The 17,778-nt window shown below is 47.3% G+C and carries 14 protein-coding genes and 3 tRNA genes; 9 read left to right on the top strand and 8 right to left on the bottom strand.

What is annotated here, in order from left to right; genetic code table 11:
* The first annotated feature begins 101 nt into the window (after nucleotides 1-101).
* Nucleotides 102-2,510: a zinc-dependent metalloprotease gene (locus MO387_RS12375; protein ID WP_107949317.1), complete on the top strand. Its 2,409-nt coding sequence runs from the start codon at nucleotides 102-104 to the stop codon at nucleotides 2,508-2,510.
* A gap of 20 nt (nucleotides 2,511-2,530) precedes the next feature.
* Here MO387_RS12375 and MO387_RS12370 read toward each other — a convergent pair whose 3' ends face one another.
* On the bottom strand, nucleotides 2,531-4,339 hold the full coding sequence (locus MO387_RS12370) for a protein kinase (protein WP_011845712.1): 1,809 nt from the start codon (nucleotides 4,337-4,339) through the stop codon (nucleotides 2,531-2,533).
* Between the two features lie 249 nt (nucleotides 4,340-4,588).
* On the opposite strand from MO387_RS12370, the gene MO387_RS12365 reads away from it, so the two are divergent.
* Both MO387_RS12365 and MO387_RS12360 read left to right on the top strand, forming a co-directional pair.
* Nucleotides 4,589-4,930: a hypothetical protein gene (locus tag MO387_RS12365; protein WP_006080029.1), complete on the top strand. Its 342-nt coding sequence runs from the start codon at nucleotides 4,589-4,591 to the stop codon at nucleotides 4,928-4,930.
* Between the two features lie 102 nt (nucleotides 4,931-5,032).
* Nucleotides 5,033-5,689, top strand: a complete 657-nt coding sequence (locus MO387_RS12360) for a thiopurine S-methyltransferase (protein WP_107949315.1) — start codon at nucleotides 5,033-5,035, stop codon at nucleotides 5,687-5,689.
* A 327-nt stretch (nucleotides 5,690-6,016) separates the two neighbouring features.
* Here the strand turns inward: MO387_RS12360 and MO387_RS12355 are convergent, their stop codons facing one another.
* Nucleotides 6,017-6,208, bottom strand: coding sequence for a bacterioferritin-associated ferredoxin (locus MO387_RS12355; protein WP_006080031.1), 192 nt, complete (start codon nucleotides 6,206-6,208; stop codon nucleotides 6,017-6,019).
* Between the two features lie 261 nt (nucleotides 6,209-6,469).
* Here MO387_RS12355 and MO387_RS12350 point away from each other — a divergent pair, with 261 nt between their 5' ends.
* Complete coding sequence (locus tag MO387_RS12350) at nucleotides 6,470-8,044, top strand: PAS domain-containing methyl-accepting chemotaxis protein (RefSeq protein WP_107949313.1); 1,575 nt, start codon at nucleotides 6,470-6,472, stop codon at nucleotides 8,042-8,044.
* Nucleotides 8,045-8,142: 98 nt separating this feature from the next.
* Here MO387_RS12350 and MO387_RS12345 read toward each other — a convergent pair whose 3' ends face one another.
* Nucleotides 8,143-9,078, bottom strand: coding sequence for a D-2-hydroxyacid dehydrogenase (locus MO387_RS12345; RefSeq protein WP_107949310.1), 936 nt, complete (start codon nucleotides 9,076-9,078; stop codon nucleotides 8,143-8,145).
* A 94-nt stretch (nucleotides 9,079-9,172) separates the two neighbouring features.
* Between MO387_RS12345 and MO387_RS12340 the strand changes: the two genes are divergently transcribed.
* On the top strand, nucleotides 9,173-9,505 hold the full coding sequence (locus MO387_RS12340; RefSeq protein WP_006080036.1) for a DUF3392 domain-containing protein: 333 nt from the start codon (nucleotides 9,173-9,175) through the stop codon (nucleotides 9,503-9,505).
* Nucleotides 9,506-9,525: 20 nt separating this feature from the next.
* Here the strand turns inward: MO387_RS12340 and MO387_RS12335 are convergent, their stop codons facing one another.
* From MO387_RS12335 to rsgA, 5 genes are all read right to left on the bottom strand, one after another.
* The gene (locus tag MO387_RS12335; protein WP_107949308.1) at nucleotides 9,526-10,248 is read right to left on the bottom strand and encodes a glycerophosphodiester phosphodiesterase; all 723 of its coding nucleotides are present in this window, start codon (nucleotides 10,246-10,248) and stop codon (nucleotides 9,526-9,528) included.
* Nucleotides 10,249-10,262: 14 nt separating this feature from the next.
* A complete protein-coding gene (locus MO387_RS12330; protein WP_234420962.1) occupies nucleotides 10,263-13,481 on the bottom strand; it encodes a mechanosensitive ion channel domain-containing protein in 3,219 nt (1,072 codons plus the stop codon).
* Between the two features lie 53 nt (nucleotides 13,482-13,534).
* Nucleotides 13,535-14,416 carry a DMT family transporter gene (locus MO387_RS12325; RefSeq protein ID WP_107949304.1) on the bottom strand — a complete coding sequence of 294 codons (882 nt, stop codon included), beginning with the start codon at nucleotides 14,414-14,416 and terminating at the stop codon, nucleotides 13,535-13,537.
* A 6-nt stretch (nucleotides 14,417-14,422) separates the two neighbouring features.
* A complete protein-coding gene (gene asd / locus MO387_RS12320; protein WP_028761759.1) occupies nucleotides 14,423-15,301 on the bottom strand; it encodes an archaetidylserine decarboxylase in 879 nt (292 codons plus the stop codon).
* 62 nt (nucleotides 15,302-15,363) lie between these two features.
* The gene (gene rsgA / locus MO387_RS12315; protein WP_107949301.1) at nucleotides 15,364-16,428 is read right to left on the bottom strand and encodes a small ribosomal subunit biogenesis GTPase RsgA; all 1,065 of its coding nucleotides are present in this window, start codon (nucleotides 16,426-16,428) and stop codon (nucleotides 15,364-15,366) included.
* 112 nt (nucleotides 16,429-16,540) lie between these two features.
* On the opposite strand from rsgA, the gene orn reads away from it, so the two are divergent.
* The 4 genes from orn (at nucleotide 16,541) to MO387_RS12295 (ending at nucleotide 17,729) form a co-directional block, all read left to right on the top strand.
* Nucleotides 16,541-17,086 carry an oligoribonuclease gene (gene orn / locus MO387_RS12310; RefSeq protein ID WP_006080044.1) on the top strand — a complete coding sequence of 182 codons (546 nt, stop codon included), beginning with the start codon at nucleotides 16,541-16,543 and terminating at the stop codon, nucleotides 17,084-17,086.
* Between the two features lie 260 nt (nucleotides 17,087-17,346).
* A tRNA-Gly gene (locus MO387_RS12305) sits at nucleotides 17,347-17,422 on the top strand.
* 34 nt (nucleotides 17,423-17,456) lie between these two features.
* Nucleotides 17,457-17,532, top strand: a tRNA-Gly gene (locus MO387_RS12300).
* A gap of 121 nt (nucleotides 17,533-17,653) precedes the next feature.
* Nucleotides 17,654-17,729 (top strand) — tRNA-Gly (locus MO387_RS12295).
* The last annotated feature ends 49 nt before the right edge of the window (nucleotides 17,730-17,778 follow it).

Here is a 17,778-nt window from a genome sequence, read left to right as displayed (position 1 = left end):
CGCATTATTTACTTTTAATCAATCGCTTGAGATAAGCAGTCATCAAAGATGCCAATGACTTATTAAGGTAAATAACGCAGCCAGCCGTATCAGGAGGAAAGATGAAACCCCAAAGTTTAGCCTTAGCCTTATCCATAGCGCTGTTAGGATTTCCCACCGTTACCGTCGCAGCAGCCGCGCCTAGCGCCAAGATCATTAAGCAAAGCCAAGAGGCGAAAGGGTTTCTTAATCTCTATTACGAGGAGTCTCAGGGAGAGTTATACCTTGAGGTCAATCGCTTAAATCAGCCTTTTCTCTTGGTCACTAGTTTGCCGCAGGGCGTAGGTTCGAACGACATTGGTCTCGATCGCGGCCAACTGGGTCAGACCCGCATGGTGCAGTTTGAACGCCAAGGCCCCTATATTTTACTCAAGCAACTCAATACCCAATATCGTGCTAATACGACTGACGCTGCCGAGCAAAGAGCGGTTGCAGAAGCCTTTGCCGATTCTGTGTTATGGCAGGGCAAAGTGATAGAAGGCAAGCCCGATCTGGTGGCGATCAACGATCTGGTGCTCAATGATTTACACGGCGTATCTTCCGTATTGCAACAAACAGAGCAGGGCAATTATCGGCTGGATCTGAGCCGTTCTGTCATCCTACCCAAAGGGATAAAATCCTTTGAGAAAAACGCCGATGTGGATGTGCAACTCACCTTTAAAGGCGATGTCGCAGGCGCGCAGGTCGCACAGGTAACCCCCGACGGCACTTTAATGTCGGTGCGGATGCGTTATTCCTTTGTTGAGCTGCCTGATACTGATTATCAGCCGCGGGCTTATCACCCGATGAGCGGCTATTTGTCCGATGAGTATCGCGACTATGCGACGCCCTTTGACCAACCTTTAGTGCAGCGTTTTATCCTGCGCCACCGTTTACAGAAAGTGCATTCTGGCCCTGCGCCAAGCGAAGTCGTTAAACCTATTACTTATTATCTCGATCCCGGTGTGCCTGAGCCGATACGGTCTGCCTTGCTCGATGGCGCGCGCTGGTGGGAGACGGCTTTTACTCGCGCCGGATTTATCAACGGCTTTAAAGTTGAGTTATTGCCTGCAGATGCCGATCCGCAGGATATTCGCTACAACATGATCCAATGGGTGCACAGGGCGACGCGGGGTTGGTCCTATGGCGCTGCACTGACCGATCCTCGCACCGGTGAAATCATTAAGGGTCAAGTCACGCTCGGCAGCTTGCGTGTGCGGCAGGATTACTTGATTGCCAAAGGCTTAACCGCAGGCTGGCAGGATAGAGTGGCGGCCGAGAAAGCGGCGACAGCCTTGTCGCTGGCGCGTATTCGCCAACTGGCTGCCCATGAAGTTGGCCATACCTTAGGGCTTGATCATAACTTTGCCGCTTCGACCAATCAGGATGCCTCTGTGATGGATTATCCCCATCCGAAAATCCTGCTAAAGGGCAATGATATTGATATTTCAGCGCCTTACACTACAGGTGTTGGCCCTTGGGATGATTTTGCTATCGCCTATGGCTATAGCGAACAAGGCGATGCTCGCGCCCAACAAGCGTTGCAAGTCGACTTACTGGCCGATGTGGCGAAACGTGGCTTACGTTATATCGGTGAGGCCGATTCTCGCCAAAAGGATGCGAGTCAGGCCTATGCCAGTTTGTGGGATAGTGGTGACGATCCGATCGAGCAACTAGGTAAGCTCGACAAAATTCGCACTAAGGCGATTGCGGGATTCTCCAGTGCAGCCTTGTTACCCAATGAGCCACTGGGCGAGCTAGCCGATGCCTTTACGCCAATTTATTTGCTGACGCGTTATCAAATCGATGCGGTTGCTAAGTTTATTGGCGGCACTGACTATAACTATCAATCTATCGGTGAAGGCAGCCGCTGGAGCTATATTGCGCCGCAGTTGCAGTTAACGGGTTTAGACGCACTGCTTAAAACCTTAGATGCGGCGAGTTTAACTGTGCCGCAAATCTTGCTCGACAGTTTAGTGCCAAAGGCGGGGAATTATCATGCTACGCGGGAATCCTTCGACTCAGGTTTAGGCGCAATTAACGATCCTCTCGGTATGGCTGAAGTATTTAGCCGTTATACCGTGAGCTTGCTATTGATGCCTAAACGTTTGAATCGTGTCAGCGAAGCATCCATGGCGGATAGCGAGCAGTTATCGGTGACGACATTACTGGATAAGTTATTCGCGGCGACCTTGTATCAAGAGGACAAGCTTGGGCTGGTCGAAGGCGTGTGGATGCGAGTGAACGCTGTGGTGATTGATGAAGTGCTGGCAACGCTGCACAATCCTCAAACCTCACCAGAGGTGAGGGCTGCGATCAACGATCGCGCTCAGTTTGTGATTAAGCAATTGAAAGCGAAGTCGAATCGAGCGAATGCAAGTCTTGCGGCCCATTATACTTGGTTGCAACAGGGTCTGGCTGCGGGCTTAACCGATGCCAAGGTTAAGCTGATCCCTAAGCCGTTAAGCTTACCGCCGGGATCGCCGATTTAATCTGATGAATATAGGCGCCATTAGGCGCCTATTTCTTTTGGATTTTTCGGATAAAAGTGATCGGCTTTACGCTCTAGATGGGTAAAGCGGCGGGTGTTTTTGTAGGGTAGTTTCATAAAGCCCGACACGCCGTGGCCTTGGATTTTGCCGACATGATGCAAGATGCGATCTAGACTGGCGCGAAACGCCGCTTGCTTACGGGGGTTGAGCAGCTTCAAGTAACTGTGGATTTTCAAGTGATTCGGCAGTGCCTCAAAAATGATGCAGCCTGTGTGGTGAATTTGGTTGATGCGGGCTAATTCTTCCATGATCTCCACCGGCAATTCGAGGTTTTCGTCGGGATCTTTACCGTCTTCAAAGTAAGAGTGTAACCGTGACTTATCTTCTAAGGTGGGCACATCACCGACTTCAAAGGGCAATTGCAGATCGGCGCTGGCAACAAACGGCTCGCTGATATCTGTGCGCTCGATATGCAGCGTGTCTTTGGCGTTAAAGAAACAGGCCTTAAACACCCCGATACGTTTAATTCCCCGCGCCAGATCTACCATATTGTTGACCGCAATAATTAAGGCACTTTTTTGTTTTGCATCGTAAATCGCAAGATTGGAGTCGATAAACACGCCGGTTTCTTGCCAGTGGATCGCGAGACCGCCCACGATTGGATATTGCGCTAACCGACCCACGGCGGCGATAAAACCTTTTTCGGTATCGCCCATGCCCGCGAGGAAGTTGCGGTAATATTTTTCGAGCTGAATATCATCCATCTTAGCGATAGGATCTTGGGCGTTATGTTCCTTCAAAAAGGACTTACGCGAGCTGTAGCTGACGGTTTCAACATCTTTGTCGCGGGATTGCACCCACACAGGAATTTCACCCTGTAACTCAGCTTTGGGCAGTTCTGGTAAATGCAGTCTGTGGCTGTGGCGCATACTTTTCAAAAAGTAATCGCCGGCAATGTTGCGCTGCTTAGGATCTGTGCTGAGCATGCCCTCTAAGGTACGGGCTAATTCCATTGGTAAGCCAATGCTGGTGGGCGAGATAACTTGTGCGCCGAAGCGGCTTGCTTGGCCTGAGGCAAGAGCATACAGAGTTGCAGCAACGCCTTGTTCGTCAAAGCGCGGGCTGGAGAGTGCCCCATTGAGTTGCTCTTCGCCGATAAAGTACACATCGCCCATGCGGGCGTTGGTATGTTGTTGATCGCTCGACATTAACGCCATCACATTGTCTTCGACCGGCTTGTTATATTCATCTCGCTGGGCAAACACCGCCGATCCCCAATCGATCAACGATAAGTGTTGCTGTTCAATGTCGTAAACCAGATTAGAAGGTTTGATATCGCCGTGCACTAAGGGCTTGCCCGTGCGCAGGTAATACAAGATATCGGCGAGTTGGCGGGCGATGCTCATGACCATAGCTGTGGGCAGGGCGCCCATACGGCGGCAAAGTTGGTCGAGATCTTCGCCTTTTGCCCGCTCCATCACGAGTATGCCTTGCTTGCCGACTCGCTCAAATTTGATCGCGCCCGGCACATTGGGATGCTTGAGTAAGGACAGCATAAAGGCTTCTTCTTCGAGCCTATCTTGAATATGTTGCGGCAGATTAATCCGCGAGAACTTAAACACATGGGCATCGCCCGCTTGATTGATACCCGCAAACACGAAACCGTAGGCGCCTTTGCCGACCAATTCGATATCGGTATAACCTAACTTGCTCAGCTGCTGTTTACAGAGGCGGATCCACGCCTTGTGTTTACGGGCATCATTGGCTTTGAGCAAGTAAATGGATTGCTCTTCAGAAATATAAAAATGCTGCAGCTGAGGTGTTTGCAAATTGTGCTCCTTGTTTTGTCCATTTAACCAGTAAGCGGGGGCGATAATCAAATAGCGGCTGGCTTTATTTTAGGATTCAGAGCGGCATTAGTGATCAGCGTCAGGCGCGGTTTACCTATACGATCATTTCGTCACTGACTTTGACTTACATCAAGTTAAATCCTCGCGACTATAGGTAATCTTTGGGACATGAGATGGAATCAGTTTTTGTTAATTAACCTACAGACAAAGTGCAGCTAAGGAGGGCATATGCCCACCCAATATAAAGCCTTGTTGATCGAGCTATTGGAATATCCGCGTAAGCGAATTTTGCAGTCAATGGAAGTGACCCATTGCCCACATGCGGTATTTTTTAATGATAGCGACGAGCAATGTTTAACTTGTCATCAGGGCATGGAATGTATCTGGATGAACCAGAACGACGAGCTGGTGGCCGTGAACGAAAAATCGATTGCCGAGTTAAAACAGCAGTTGTTGATCGCCGTGGATTTTGTTGACTCATCGTTAAGCCCGCACCATTTATCACGCCGTCAATGTCAATGTGATAACTGTGTTTGGTTGCGTAAAGTGCAAGCCACGTTAGATCAGTAAGTGAGTCTTTACATTGCTGAGTTTGTCGAATGGCAGGCAGCTTTGCATCCGCTTTAAAATGTCATTAGAGTAAGGACAACTTTAGCGAATAGAGATAAACCCATGGAACCCGGTTTTTGGCATGAAAAGTGGCACCAGCAACAAATAGGTTTTCATCAGCAAGACATCAATCCTTTCCTGGTTAAGTATTGGCAGAAGCTTGGATTACCCGCAGATACACAGGTTTTTGTGCCCTTATGCGGCAAGTCGCTAGATATGTGTTTCTTGGCCGAACAAGGGCATCAGGTCATAGGTTGTGAGTTGAATGAATTGGCGGTGCAGCAATTTTTCAGCGATAACCAACTCGAGATGACGCAAACGACCGTGGGTGAGTATCAGCATTATCACACTGAGCAGATCAGTTTGTATCAAGGTGATATTTTCACTTTACCTAAGGCTATCACTCAAGAAGTGACAGCATTTTATGATCGCGCCGCGTTGATCGCATGGCCAGAGAGCATGCGTGCCCAATATGCCAAGCAGCTAGCGAGCTTGTTACCTAGCGGCAGTGTCGGCTTATTAGTGACCTTAGATTATCCGCAGGAAGCCTTAATTGGCCCTCCTTTCGCCGTATCCCCAACCTGGGTTGAACAGCATCTGAGTGATGACTTTGACATTGAAGTATTAGCCTCCCAAGATGTGTTGGCCGACAATCCCCGCTTTATTAAAAAAGCCGTGCCTTGGCTTAATGAAGCCGCCTATTTGTTGAAACGTAAGTAGGATTGAAACGTAAGTAGAATTGGCTCGAAAGTGGATCTGCAACCCCATTGAATTATTCGCGGCTTTCGAGCTTGGAGTTCAGTGGGGGCTTGTCATTAAAACATCATATCTAAAGTCTAAACTGGCAAGATTATTTAAGACGAAGTGACGCTCTAAACTGGCAAAACTATTTAAGACGAAGTGACGGATAGAAAGCTTTGTTGTCGCGGGACTTTTTGGATTGAGTTTGCTTTAGCTGGATTGAGTTTGCTTGAATCAGCGTGGTTTTAGCTTGTCGAAAGTGTGTTCGTTAGCGAGTTCCCCTTACCACCCTATTCGCGATTCAATTTACGCGACTTCGTAATAATTAGGCTCACGCTCTAATTGATTCTGGATGATCTGTACCGCCATTCTTGCACACTTGCCACATTGATCGGCAACACCTAAGCGCTTTTTCACGTCAGCAAGCGAGCTATCGCCCTGGCTTACTGCATTTTTAATTTGCGTATCGGTGATCGCATGGCAAAGACAAACGTACATATATTAGTCTCCAGAAGAATTGCGCTAATTCTAAATGAAAACGCTTATCAAATGCAATCGTGATTTTTGAGTGATTTTCATACATTAACGTTTTTGTTACATGGCGCACGTTTTATCGTCTATGCTAGATGTGTTTTAGCATTACACTGCTAGGCAGTTTTAGAAGTAGGTTCAGGAATATAGAGTCAGGGTGATGATGCCTCACGGATGGATAACTCATGGATGAATAACGAAGAATTAATCAAAGATCCATAAGGTTTCATGAGAACTAATCTACCAGTTACACAGCGAGAATATGATTATCCAGCGGATTGGATTTTATTGTCGACCACGGATACTCAAAGTCATATTACCTACGCCAACCAATCCTTTTGTACCGTTGCCGGTTTTGAACTCGATGCCATGTTAGGCAAGCCCCACAACATGGTGCGTCATCCAGATATGCCTCCCTATGCGTTTGAAGATATGTGGCGCTGCATCAAAAAAGGTGAGCCTTGGAAAGGGATAGTGAAAAATCGCTGTGCCAATGGCGATCACTATTGGGTTGATGCCTATGTCTCCCCGATTTCAGTTAATGGTAAAGTCGTCGAGTTTCAATCTGTACGCACCAAACCCACCCGCGAGCAGGTTAAGCGTGCAGAAACGGCTTATGCAGAGTTGAACAAAAAGGGCAGTGTTAGTGCATTAAAACGTACAGTGAGCATGCCCGCCAAATTGCTATTACTAGCACTACTTGCCATGCTGCCGATGCTTTACCTTGCTCTGCAAATTGGCTTAATGGGCTTTATTGCCCTAGCGATAAGCATCTTAGTATTGCTGGTGGGCGGTAATCTGGTGCTGAGTCGTTATTACGCTATCGTGGCTAAGGCAAAGCATATCTACGATAACCCCTTGATGGCGCATATTTATAGTGGAAGCTCTGATGATCTTGGCGCGATTGATTTGGCGCTCCAAATGCAGACCTCTGAGCTTAAGTCGATTCTGGGGCGTGCATCGGATTCCTGTTTTAACGTTTCTGAACAAGCCAAAATATCTGCCGCCAAGGGCAAACAAATCCAGAGTACCAGTCAGGCTCAACTGTCTGAAATAGAACAAGTTGCTACGGCGATGCAGGAGATGACCGCCACATTAGGCGATATGTCCTCCAATTGTGCCGATGCCGCCAGTGCCACGCAAATGGCATCCGCTGAAACCATCAATAGTGATAAAACGGTGTCGAGTACTATTAGCTCGATTCAAGCTATGGCGGAGCAATTGCAACAAACGTCAAAGGTTATTACTGAGTTAGAAGCCCACAGTAAAGATATCGGCACTGTGCTAGATGTGATTCAGAGTATTGCGGGTCAGACGAATCTACTGGCATTAAATGCCGCGATTGAAGCGGCGCGTGCGGGTGAGCAAGGCCGTGGTTTTGCCGTTGTTGCTGACGAGGTTAGGGCATTGGCGCAACGTACCCACGATGCCACCAAGGAAATCCAAAGCATGATTAACCTGTTGCAGCAGGGGACCAATAAAGCTGTGGTCAGCATGCAGCAAGGCGTGGTTGCCGCGTCCCAATGTATTTCAACGGCGGATTTAGCGGGCACGGCATTACGTACGATTCGTGAAGCCATTTCGACCATTACCGATATGACGCACCATATTGCTAGTGCGGTTGAAGAGCAATCGAGCGTGGCGAATGAGATGAATCGCAGCGTGGTGAATGTGTCGCAATTTACCCATTCTAGCCATCAACTTGGCAGTGAAATGGTCGGCTTGAACGATGAAGTGACTCGCGAGATGGATTCTCACTCAGTCTTAGTTGATCAATTCTTAAAGCGCAGCTTTAGGGTGTAATCACCTAAAACGTAAGATAACAAAGGCAATAGTCTGACTATTGCCTTTGCTTTTTCTGACCCAATTTCAATTCTCTAACTTAATTCCTGAGCGCTAACTCAATAGCCCTTACTAAAGTCGATTCGATTCTGCAGTGGCTCACCGCTAATGTAGCGGCGATAGTTTTGGCTAAAGATTTCGACGATTTGTGCGGGATGGCTTGGCGCAGAAATATGCGGCGTGATGATGGCATTTTCCCGCTCCCAAATGGGATGGCTATTGGGCAAAGGTTCTTGAGCAAAAACATCGAGAATCGCTTGTTGAGTAGGTTTAGCGATAAGCTGGACATTAAGCGCATCGAGATCGAGTGCATCACCGCGGCCGACGTTAAACAGCACAGCATCATCTTTTAGCTTGCCTAAGGTATCAGCGTTAAGCAGGCTTTGGGTTGCCGGAGTGCTGGGCAGTAAATTCACCACCACATCGGCTTGCGTTAACGTCTGGGCTAAATTGGCCATCGCTTCAATGGCATCAAAACCTTCTACGGCATTACCGCTGCTATTAATGCCTGTGACATGCATGCCAAAGTGTTTTGCGGTTTGCGCTAGATGCTGGGCAATTGAGCCAGTACCGAGTATGAGTAATCGCATTCCCTGTAAACTTGTGTGACGTATGGGTGGTTGAACTTGCCACTGTTTATGCTGTTGCTGCTGGCGATAAAAGCCATGGCCACGGATATGCGCGAGTAAATAACCGAACACAAACTCACTCATCAGCGGGCCAAAAATGCCTTTAATATTGGTGAGTTGATAGTCTTTTCTGCCCCTTGGGCTCATCAGAGCATCTATGCCTGCAAAGCTTGATTGTAACCATTGCAGATTTTTAGCATGGGGTAATAGGGGCGCGGCGAGTTTAGGTTCGGCTAACCAAATATCTGCATCAATTATGCCCGCTGGATTATCATCGAGTAACGTTAAATCTGGGAGACTCTGCGCCTCAATCAAATCGCGGTACTGTTGATTTGCCTTCGTTAGCAAGAGTAACTTGTGCCCCATGGCGTCTCCCTTTATGCTTGGTTATTGTTATTTTTCAATGTGCTGTCGCGGCCACGTCGAGGGATTGTGCAGCATCTTTTTAGGTTGAGTCATTATGGATCAGTTAGTCGCCCTTATTGCCCAGTTGGGTAACATGCTTCGCCCTTGGGCTTTTGATATTGCTACCGCTATGGTGGTGTGTCTTATTTTGGTTTTTTCAGCGGATGTCAATCGTATCCTAAGGCGTCATTTGTTGGGGCATTCTTTTGTGCTGCGAACATTTGTTTTTATTATTGTGAATGCCTTTGGCTATGGCCTATTGATCGTGAAAGCCACGCCTTGGGTGGCAAGACACATAGTGGCTATGCCATCCCATTGGATGTTTCTGTTAATTGTGGCCATGTTTATTTTTATCGGCTATTGGGCTCAGCGAAATAGCCAAGCTTAATATCGATATCAAGGCTGTCGTTATTCAAAGTAACCAGAGTAATCGGCCGTGGTCACTTGAGCTAAGGCTTGCATGGCACGGTCGGGATAATTGCTGAACACACCATCGACGCCCATCTGCTTAAGTGCATGAATATCGTCGCTATGATCGACCGTATAAACATAAACCTTAGCGCCTCTGTTGTGGGCGTCATCCACTAAGGCTTGGCTGATAAAGCTGAGATCTAAGTGTAGCGAGTAAGCATTTAGCTCACTGACAACCGCGGCATTATCAAGCGGAATACTGGCCAGCAGCGGCGCGACTAAAGCCTCGGGCAAAGCTTGTTTAAGTTCGCGCAGATACGGGTGATTAAAAGAAGATATCAGTAACTGCTCCTGGGTAAACCCAAGCTGACTTAAGGCCTTTGGATATAAATCGATTAACGGCGTGACGGTATTAATGCCTTTTAATTCAATATTGACTATGCAGCGCCCCGCAATCAGCTCAAGTACTTGCCATAAGGTTGGTATGGGTTCGCCTTTCACATTGATGCTCGCCAGATAATGCTTACTCACTAAATGGATCACGCCAGAGCCCGAGCTTTTATTATCAAGCCTTCGGTCGTGGAACACGACTAACTCACCTTCGACATTATGCACATCGAGCTCGACGGCCTGAGCCCCTAATTCTAACGCCTTAGCCATGGCGGCTAAGGTATTTTCGGCCTGATAACCGCTGGCGCCGCGGTGAGCAAAAATAAGCATGTTCTGCGATCCTATTAGCTTCTAATAATGCCTTGTTGCTCTCGACTTTGACCATTCTTAATATGGATTTCCATCTGCGGATAGGCGAGTTCGAGATTGTTTTCTTTGAGTTTTTTAGTCACTCGTTTATGTAAATCATGGCGCAGTGGCCAACGTGCCGACATATCTTTGGCATATGCGCGCACTTCATAATCTTGGGTGTGTTTACCAAAGCCGGCAAACCAGACTTCAGGTTCTGGGCTGGCAAGTGCATCTTCACACTCTTGCACCGCTTGGTACAGGGTCGCTTCGACTTTGGCGGGATCAGAATCCCGCGCCACCGACACATAAACAATGACCCGCGTAATAGGATCTGACAACGACCAGTTGATCAGCTGCTCTGTGATAAAGGCTTTGTTCGGGATGATAATTTCCTTTCTATCCCAATCGATAATCGTTGTCGCCCGAATTTGAATTTTACTCACGGTTCCCGTTAAATCGCGAATCGTCACTGTGTCGCCAATCCGCACTGGCTTTTCAAATAAAATGATCAGACCCGAAATAAAGTTGGCGAAAATCTCTTGTAAACCAAAACCTAAACCGAGCGACAGTGCGGCAATCAGCCATTGCAACTTAGACCATTCCATCCCGAGATTAGAGAAGCCGATTAATAGTCCGAGGAAAACCACTAGATAACGACTGACGGTTGTGATCGCAAACCCTGTGCCGGGGGAGAGATCGAGTCTTTGTAGGATCATCAACTCAAGTAAGCCGGGGAGATTAGTGGCAATCATCAGCGAGAAACCGACCACTATCAGCCCAAACATCAAGGACTTCATGGTAATGGGCAACTGTTGTTCTAGGCCATTAACGCTGGTATTGGTCGTCCACAGCGTAATGCCATCGAGGAAAGAAAACAGCGCCGTGTGGGTTTGAGTCCACAGACCAATCAAGCTGGCTAAGAAGGCCAATAACAACAGCGAACGCACTAGGCCGAGGGATTGGCTCGAAATGGTTTCCAGATCGACCACGGGTTCTTCGTAGGTATCGAGTCCATCGGCGGAGAGATGATGGGTTTCGCCTTTCTCCCGTTGGGCCAAGCGTTCGGCACGTTTTGCCTTGGCGCGGTCGAAGGCGATACGACGACGTTCAATCAACATCCAGCGTTTGATCAATTGGTATAAGAGTAAGAAACCCAGACCAAGCACGATCGATAATTGCAGTTGTAACAGCATTTGGAAGGCGGTGAAGTAGTAACCTCTAAAGGCTAATCCTGCACTTAAAAGAGGCACAGATATTAACAAGGTCCAGAGGATCTTCTGAATGAGTTTTTTGTTTTTACCGTCTTTCTTCGCATCCGAGTTTTTACGGCTAAGAATTAAGATATCTTTGTATAACAAGAATAAAACGATACAGAAAACAATAAAGGCACCACGGCCTATGCTGTTGCGCACCAGTGAGGTGTCGAGCACTTCGGTAAAGCCCATCAAGCCCAATAATGGACTGGCGACCAGCACAAAGTGTCTGAGTCGTGATTGTCCGGCTTGAATGAGTTTCGAGGGACGTTTGAAATGGCCCACGAGTACGCCTTTGTCGAGCGTCAGAATAAAGATGAAGCGATACAAGAGGTAAACTAAACCAATCGCCAGTATGCCCATGCCCACTGCTTGCACAAAGTTGCGATCGGATTGATAAAAAATCAATCCCGCCATGATCACTGGGAAAGGTTTTATCAAGGCATAACTGACACTGCAGGCGAGTGCCTTGAGGGTGTAAATGAATTTATCTTGGGTCACATTGCCCACATAAGTGGTGTAATGATTTAGCAAGCGATTGAATTTAGGCGTGATTAAGTCCTGTACGACTAAACACAATACCAGCAATATGATCCACCAAGACCAATAATCGTTTTGCTCTTCCCACGCTTTACCTAGCTCATCCCACTGCGCTTGCTGCACTAGCCAAACCGTACTGCGCTCAAGATCTGTCAGCCATAATTTACTGATACTGGCAGCATTAGGCACCCAGAATAAATGCTCGTTTAGGGTATTTTTAAGGGTGAGATGTTGCTGACTCAGTTGTTGATAGTTGACCTTCAACTTACCTAATTCACTCAAGTATTGGTCATAGCTTTGCATCAGCTGCGAGATCAAACTTTGCTGCGAGTGCAGTAGTTTAATCTGTTGCTCATTGTATAAGCCGGGCTGTTCTAACTCTTGATCATTAAGGGCTTGTTGCTGCTCTAAATGGTATCTGTCTAAGCGTGCATCGGCGATCAGGGTTTGCAGTTTTTCGTGGTTCGGCGGCTTAGGCAGTGATTGCAACATCTGCAAAAAGCGCTCACCAAAGGCGGAGTTCATTTTGACCCAAGTGATCTGTTCTTGGATGTTCGCCAACTGTTTGGCTTGGGATTGATATTGGGTTTCTGCCTGTTCCTGCTGCTCGACCACATTATTGATCTGCAAGGTTAAGGTTTGCAGTTTTTGGCCATAAATCTGGTTAGTGTCGGCAATATTGCGGGTAATGGGATCGAGGACTTTGTCCGTGTTGACTAAGTTTTTGGCTAGGGTGGCATCGGTTTGTTGCTGACGTTGTTTATTGATCGCCTTGTTGATGGTTTCAATTAAGGCTTCTTGCTGCACCAGTTGTTGGCGTACTAGCTGTAATTGCAACTGCGTCAGTTCAATGCGTTTTTGGCTGCTGGCAAGCTCGGCCTCATTGGTCGCAAGGCTTTGTTCAAAGAAGAGTCGTTGAGTTTGTTGTAACTCACCCGTAGGGGTATCAAGCGGGGCGAGTTCAGCTTTTTTGTTTTGGGCGACAGTTTGTCTCGCGTTGGCAATTACTGTCGGTAAGTCATTGTGGCGCTGTAATAAATCGTTAACTTGTCGGCCAAGGGTCGATTCGCTTTCTTTAAGTTCAGACAAGCGAATATAGGCCATCGAAGCCTGCTGGCTGAGGTCTGTGCCTTTTTCCAGTGATAGAGGTTTGTAGGCTTCTTTCAGTGCTTGGTTGGTGCGCTTCTTGTGTTGTTCAAAATCGATCTGCGCTTGTTGGAAACTGGTCGCACTGGCGGCGAGTTTCTCTATGTTAATTTTTAGGTCGTTAATTTGTTCATCAATGCTGAGATTTTGTTGCTGATCTTGCTTGTTCATGCCAAGACGTTTGTCCAACTGCAAAGGCGAATTGGCAAGGACGGAAAATGAGAAAAAAGCAATAACGAACAATAAAATACGTGGCATAAGGACTAAAGACATTTAGGGGCGAAAGACGCTCCATATTAGCCAAATTGCGTTGAGATTGGTATGTTTCAGGCGTTCTTTTTTCGCCGCTGTGACTGGTGCGATTGATGGGTTTCGAAGATGGCGGTCGCGACTATGATAGTGCCGCCGATTAGGGTATTAAGATTGAGCTCTTCACCCAAAATAATCAGCGCTAACATGGCGCCATAGAAGGGCTGTAAGCAAGAGACTAGCCCAACCGTTTTGGCGCTGAGTTGCCTCAGTGCGGAAGTAAATAGTGCGTGGGGCGCGGCGGTAAAGACGACGCCGAGTAAAATAATTAACCCCCACACTTCGAGTGAGATGCTGTTCAGTTCCGTTTGGTGCCACGGCATTAGGAACACGACGGCGACCAAGGTTTGGTAGAACATGGCATGTGGGCCGCTGTACTGGGAAAAGTAGCGTTTGTGCAATAAGTTACGGGCGGTGAACAAGATGGCGGATACTATGCCGATGGCAATGCCCAGCGTAGTGTCGTTACCTAAATTGGCCTCAGGGATCAGTAATATCACCCCAATCAGCACTAACACGCCGCTAATCATATCGAGTAATTTTATTCTACTGCCGGTCAGTAACGGCTCAGCAATCACTGTCATCACCGGATAGGTGAAAAACGCAATCATGCCAATGGCGACCGACGAGAGCTGCATGGCGGCAAAATACGTGACCCAATGCAGGCTTACGATAACCCCAAGCCCGATGGCGACCAGATAATCTTGTTTGCTGGCCAGCGTTAGCCGTTTACGGCTGAGTTTGACCAGCAAACCTAACACAGTGGCGGCGACGATACAGCGTAGGAAGGTGATGTCGAGGGCACTGAGTGGGATTAATTTAGAAAACAAAGCCGTGCCGCCAAATAGCAGCACTGCCAAATGTAATTCAATTAATCCCGAAGGTTTAGCAGAACTCAAGAAAGCTTAATCCGCTTGCTTAACGTCTTTCAGGTTCGCGAAGGCTTGTCCCATGCGCGTTACGGCTTCGGCTTCGACACCTTCAGCAAAGGTCGCGATAGCATCTTTAGCAAACAACATCACCACAGTACTGCCTAACTTGAAGCGACCCATTTCTTCACCCTTGTCTAAGGTGATGGCATCGGGGCCTTGGGTTGGATATTCCCAAGTGAAGACTTGCTTACCTGTCGGCGGCGTGACTGTGCCTGCCCAGACCGTTTCTATACTGGCAACAATCGTTGCGCCAACCAATACCATGGCTAATGGACCTAATTCGGTTTCGAAAATTGCCACCACACGTTCGTTACGGGCAAAGAGACCGGGTACGTGTCTGGCCGTTAACGGATTCACCGAAAACAGTTCACCAGGTACGTAAGTCATTTTTGATAACGTGCCTTTAATCGGCATGTGAATACGGTGATAGTCCTTAGGCGCCAGATAGATAGTCGCAAAATCACCGCCTTCGAAGCGTTTAGCATCTTCGGCTTGATCGCCAAGCAGGGTTAAGGATGAATAGTGGTGACCCTTAGCTTGGAAGATGCGGCCGTTTTTAATCGGGCCTAATTGGCTTACGGCACCATCGACGGGATGCACCATGATATCGGCGTCCATATCTAACGGACGAATACCGGGTTTAAGGGCGCGGGTAAAAAAGGCATTAAAGCTTTTATAGGCTTCAGGCTCACTCTGCGCCGCTTCGCTCATATCAATTTTATATTGCTTGATAAACCACTTGATAGCGGCCGTGGTTAACGCGCCCGCTTCGGCGGCGGCGAGTTTACCCACTAAACGAGATAATAAGTGTTTCGGCAGCATGTACTGCAGCGCAATTTTGACTTTATCCAATTTTAATTCCTTTTCTTACTGCTCAATCTTTGCTGAGACTGTTGTTATTTATCAATAAGTCGTTATTCATCAGTGGCCGCACGGAAATGGCGGGCATGACGTTGTTCATCTAAGCTGGCGATAATTTTATGGTAATTATTAAAGCGATCTGCGCTGATTTTACCTTGGCTCAGAGCTTCTTGCAGTGCACAGCCGGGATCGTCACCGTGTTTACAATCGCGGAATTTACACGCGCCAAGATACTCGCGAAACTCGATAAAGCACCAGCCTACACGTTGCGCAGGAAGATGCCATAGGGCGAATTCGCGCACGCCTGGGGAGTCGATTAAATCGCCGCCACTAGGCAAGTGCAGCAGTTTGGCTGTGGTGGTGGTGTGTTGACCTAAACCTGAGTTATCGGAAACATCACCAATTACCAGTTCGGCATCGGGTAATAGGGCATTGATGATCGATGACTTACCCACACCAGATTGGCCAGCAAATACGCTGACTTTATCTTTGAGTATGTCTTTGATGGTATCGATACCATCACCTAACTTACTGCTGACCTTATAAACCGGATAGCCAATATCTTTATAGCGCTGTAGCGCTTCATCGATAGCCTGCGCTTCATCGGGGTTGAGCAAGTCAATTTTATTCAAAATGATGATAGGCGGAATATCAGTATCTTCAGCGGCCACTAAATAACGGTCGATGATCTGGGTGGTAAAGCTGGGTAATACCGAGGACACAATCAAAATTTGGTCGATATTCGAGGCGATAATTTTCACGCCATCGTATAAATCTGGGCGTGTAAGTGATGAGCGACGTGGATGAACGGCTTCAACAATACCCGCTATGCCGCTATTGGCTTGGCTCTCAATGGCTAAGCGTACGAGCACTTTATCGCCAGTGACTAAACTGGTGACGGCACGGCGAATATTACAGCGCACAACTTGGCCGCTTTCGGTTTCTATGTCGGCATGTTGGCCAAAACGAGAAATCACAGTACCGGGCTGTTCTTGCCCCAGTGAACTATCCTGTAACTCTGGCGTATTTTTTTCGCCACTGTCACGATTGAGTCGCTTCTCGTGATTAGCACGCATACGGCGTAATTGACCTTGGCTTAGGGGTTTCTTTTTACTCACTGATTCGTCTTCGTCAATTAGGTGATTTTTTGTGTCGGAAAAAAGCAGTATGATACACGCTCTTGAATAAAAAAGCCTGAATTTAGGCTAACTGACATGATAAGGCTGATTTATGACGGCAGATGTAAATAATCTCATTTGGATCGATTTGGAAATGACAGGGTTAGAGCCCGATGTCGACAGGATCATTGAAATTGCCACGTTAGTGACAGATCAAGAACTCAATATTATCGGTCAAGGTCCGGTTATCGCGATTCATCAATCGGATGACGTGCTGGCCGCTATGGATGATTGGAATCAAAAGCACCATGGTGAGTCAGGGTTGATTGACCGCGTTCGTGCTAGCCAAGAAACCGAAGCGCAAGCCGTGGCTAAGACGATTGCCTTCTTAGAACAGTATGTTCCTAAGGGCGCATCTCCGATGTGTGGTAACAGTATTGGCCAAGATAGACGCTTCTTAAATCGTTATATGCGCGAGCTGGAAGATTATTTCCACTACCGCAATGTGGATGTCAGTACGATTAAAGAGCTAGTGAAGCGTTGGAGCCCAGAAACTATGGCGGGCTTTAAGAAGCAAAACACTCACCAAGCCCTGCAGGATATCCAAGAGTCGATCGCTGAATTGCAGTATTATCGCAGCAAAGTATTTAAAATTTGACCGATCAGTAGATAAATATGCAAGAAGGGGTTGCAGCCGCATGAATTTTTCATATAATGCGGCCTCAACTTTTTGATGCGAACAGAGATGTACGGTCATTTAGATTGAATGCGACATTATGTCAGTTGATAAAGGTTGATAGACGATACCTTTGTTAATGTTGAAGGCAAATGTAGCAGCGATACAAAAGGCGACATTAGCTCAGTTGATAGACGATACCTTTGTCAATGTTGAAGGCAAATGTAGCAGCGATACAAAAAGCGACATTAGCTCAGTTGGTAGAGCGATACCTTGCCAAGGTATAGGTCATCGGTTCGAACCCGATATGTCGCTCCAAATTCTAGACTGTCACAGTCTTAAAATGTGAAATGCGACATTAGCTCAGTTGGTAGAGCGATACCTTGCCAAGGTATAGGTCATCGGTTCGAACCCGATATGTCGCTCCAAATTAAAACTTAGTGATTTACCAAATCATTAATACAGATTATGCGACATTAGCTCAGTTGATAAAGGTAGATAGACGATACCTTTTTGAATGTTGAAGGCTGATGTGACAGCGATAATTATGCGACATTAGCTCAGTTGGTAGAGCGATACCTTGCCAAGGTATAGGTCATCGGTTCGAACCCGATATGTCGCTCCAAATTAAAACTTAGTGATTTACCAAATCATTAATACAGATTATGCGACAT

The sequence above is a fragment of the Shewanella sp. N2AIL genome, from assembly GCF_022690845.1.
Taxonomy (GTDB): domain Bacteria; phylum Pseudomonadota; class Gammaproteobacteria; order Enterobacterales; family Shewanellaceae; genus Shewanella; species Shewanella baltica.
The sequence above is the reverse complement of the archived record's forward strand: the minus strand, read 5'-3'. Positions and strand labels throughout refer to the sequence as shown.

Excerpts from the sequence above, each read along its gene's own strand:
- MO387_RS12335 (WP_107949308.1), bottom strand. The coding sequence starts at position 10,248 with ATGCTTATTTTTGCTCACCGCGGCGCCAGCGGTTATCAGGCCGAAAAT.
- MO387_RS12345 (WP_107949310.1), bottom strand. The coding sequence starts at position 9,078 with ATGGGGCACAAGTTACTCTTGCTAACGAAGGCAAATCAACAGTACCGC.
- MO387_RS12350 (WP_107949313.1), top strand. The coding sequence starts at position 6,470 with ATGAGAACTAATCTACCAGTTACACAGCGAGAATATGATTATCCAGCG.
- orn (WP_006080044.1), top strand. The coding sequence starts at position 16,541 with ATGACGGCAGATGTAAATAATCTCATTTGGATCGATTTGGAAATGACA.
- MO387_RS12340 (WP_006080036.1), top strand. The coding sequence starts at position 9,173 with ATGGATCAGTTAGTCGCCCTTATTGCCCAGTTGGGTAACATGCTTCGC.
- MO387_RS12355 (WP_006080031.1), bottom strand. The coding sequence starts at position 6,208 with ATGTACGTTTGTCTTTGCCATGCGATCACCGATACGCAAATTAAAAAT.
- MO387_RS12365 (WP_006080029.1), top strand. The coding sequence starts at position 4,589 with ATGCCCACCCAATATAAAGCCTTGTTGATCGAGCTATTGGAATATCCG.
- MO387_RS12330 (WP_234420962.1), bottom strand. The coding sequence starts at position 13,481 with ATGTCTTTAGTCCTTATGCCACGTATTTTATTGTTCGTTATTGCTTTT.
- MO387_RS12360 (WP_107949315.1), top strand. The coding sequence starts at position 5,033 with ATGGAACCCGGTTTTTGGCATGAAAAGTGGCACCAGCAACAAATAGGT.
- MO387_RS12375 (WP_107949317.1), top strand. The coding sequence starts at position 102 with ATGAAACCCCAAAGTTTAGCCTTAGCCTTATCCATAGCGCTGTTAGGA.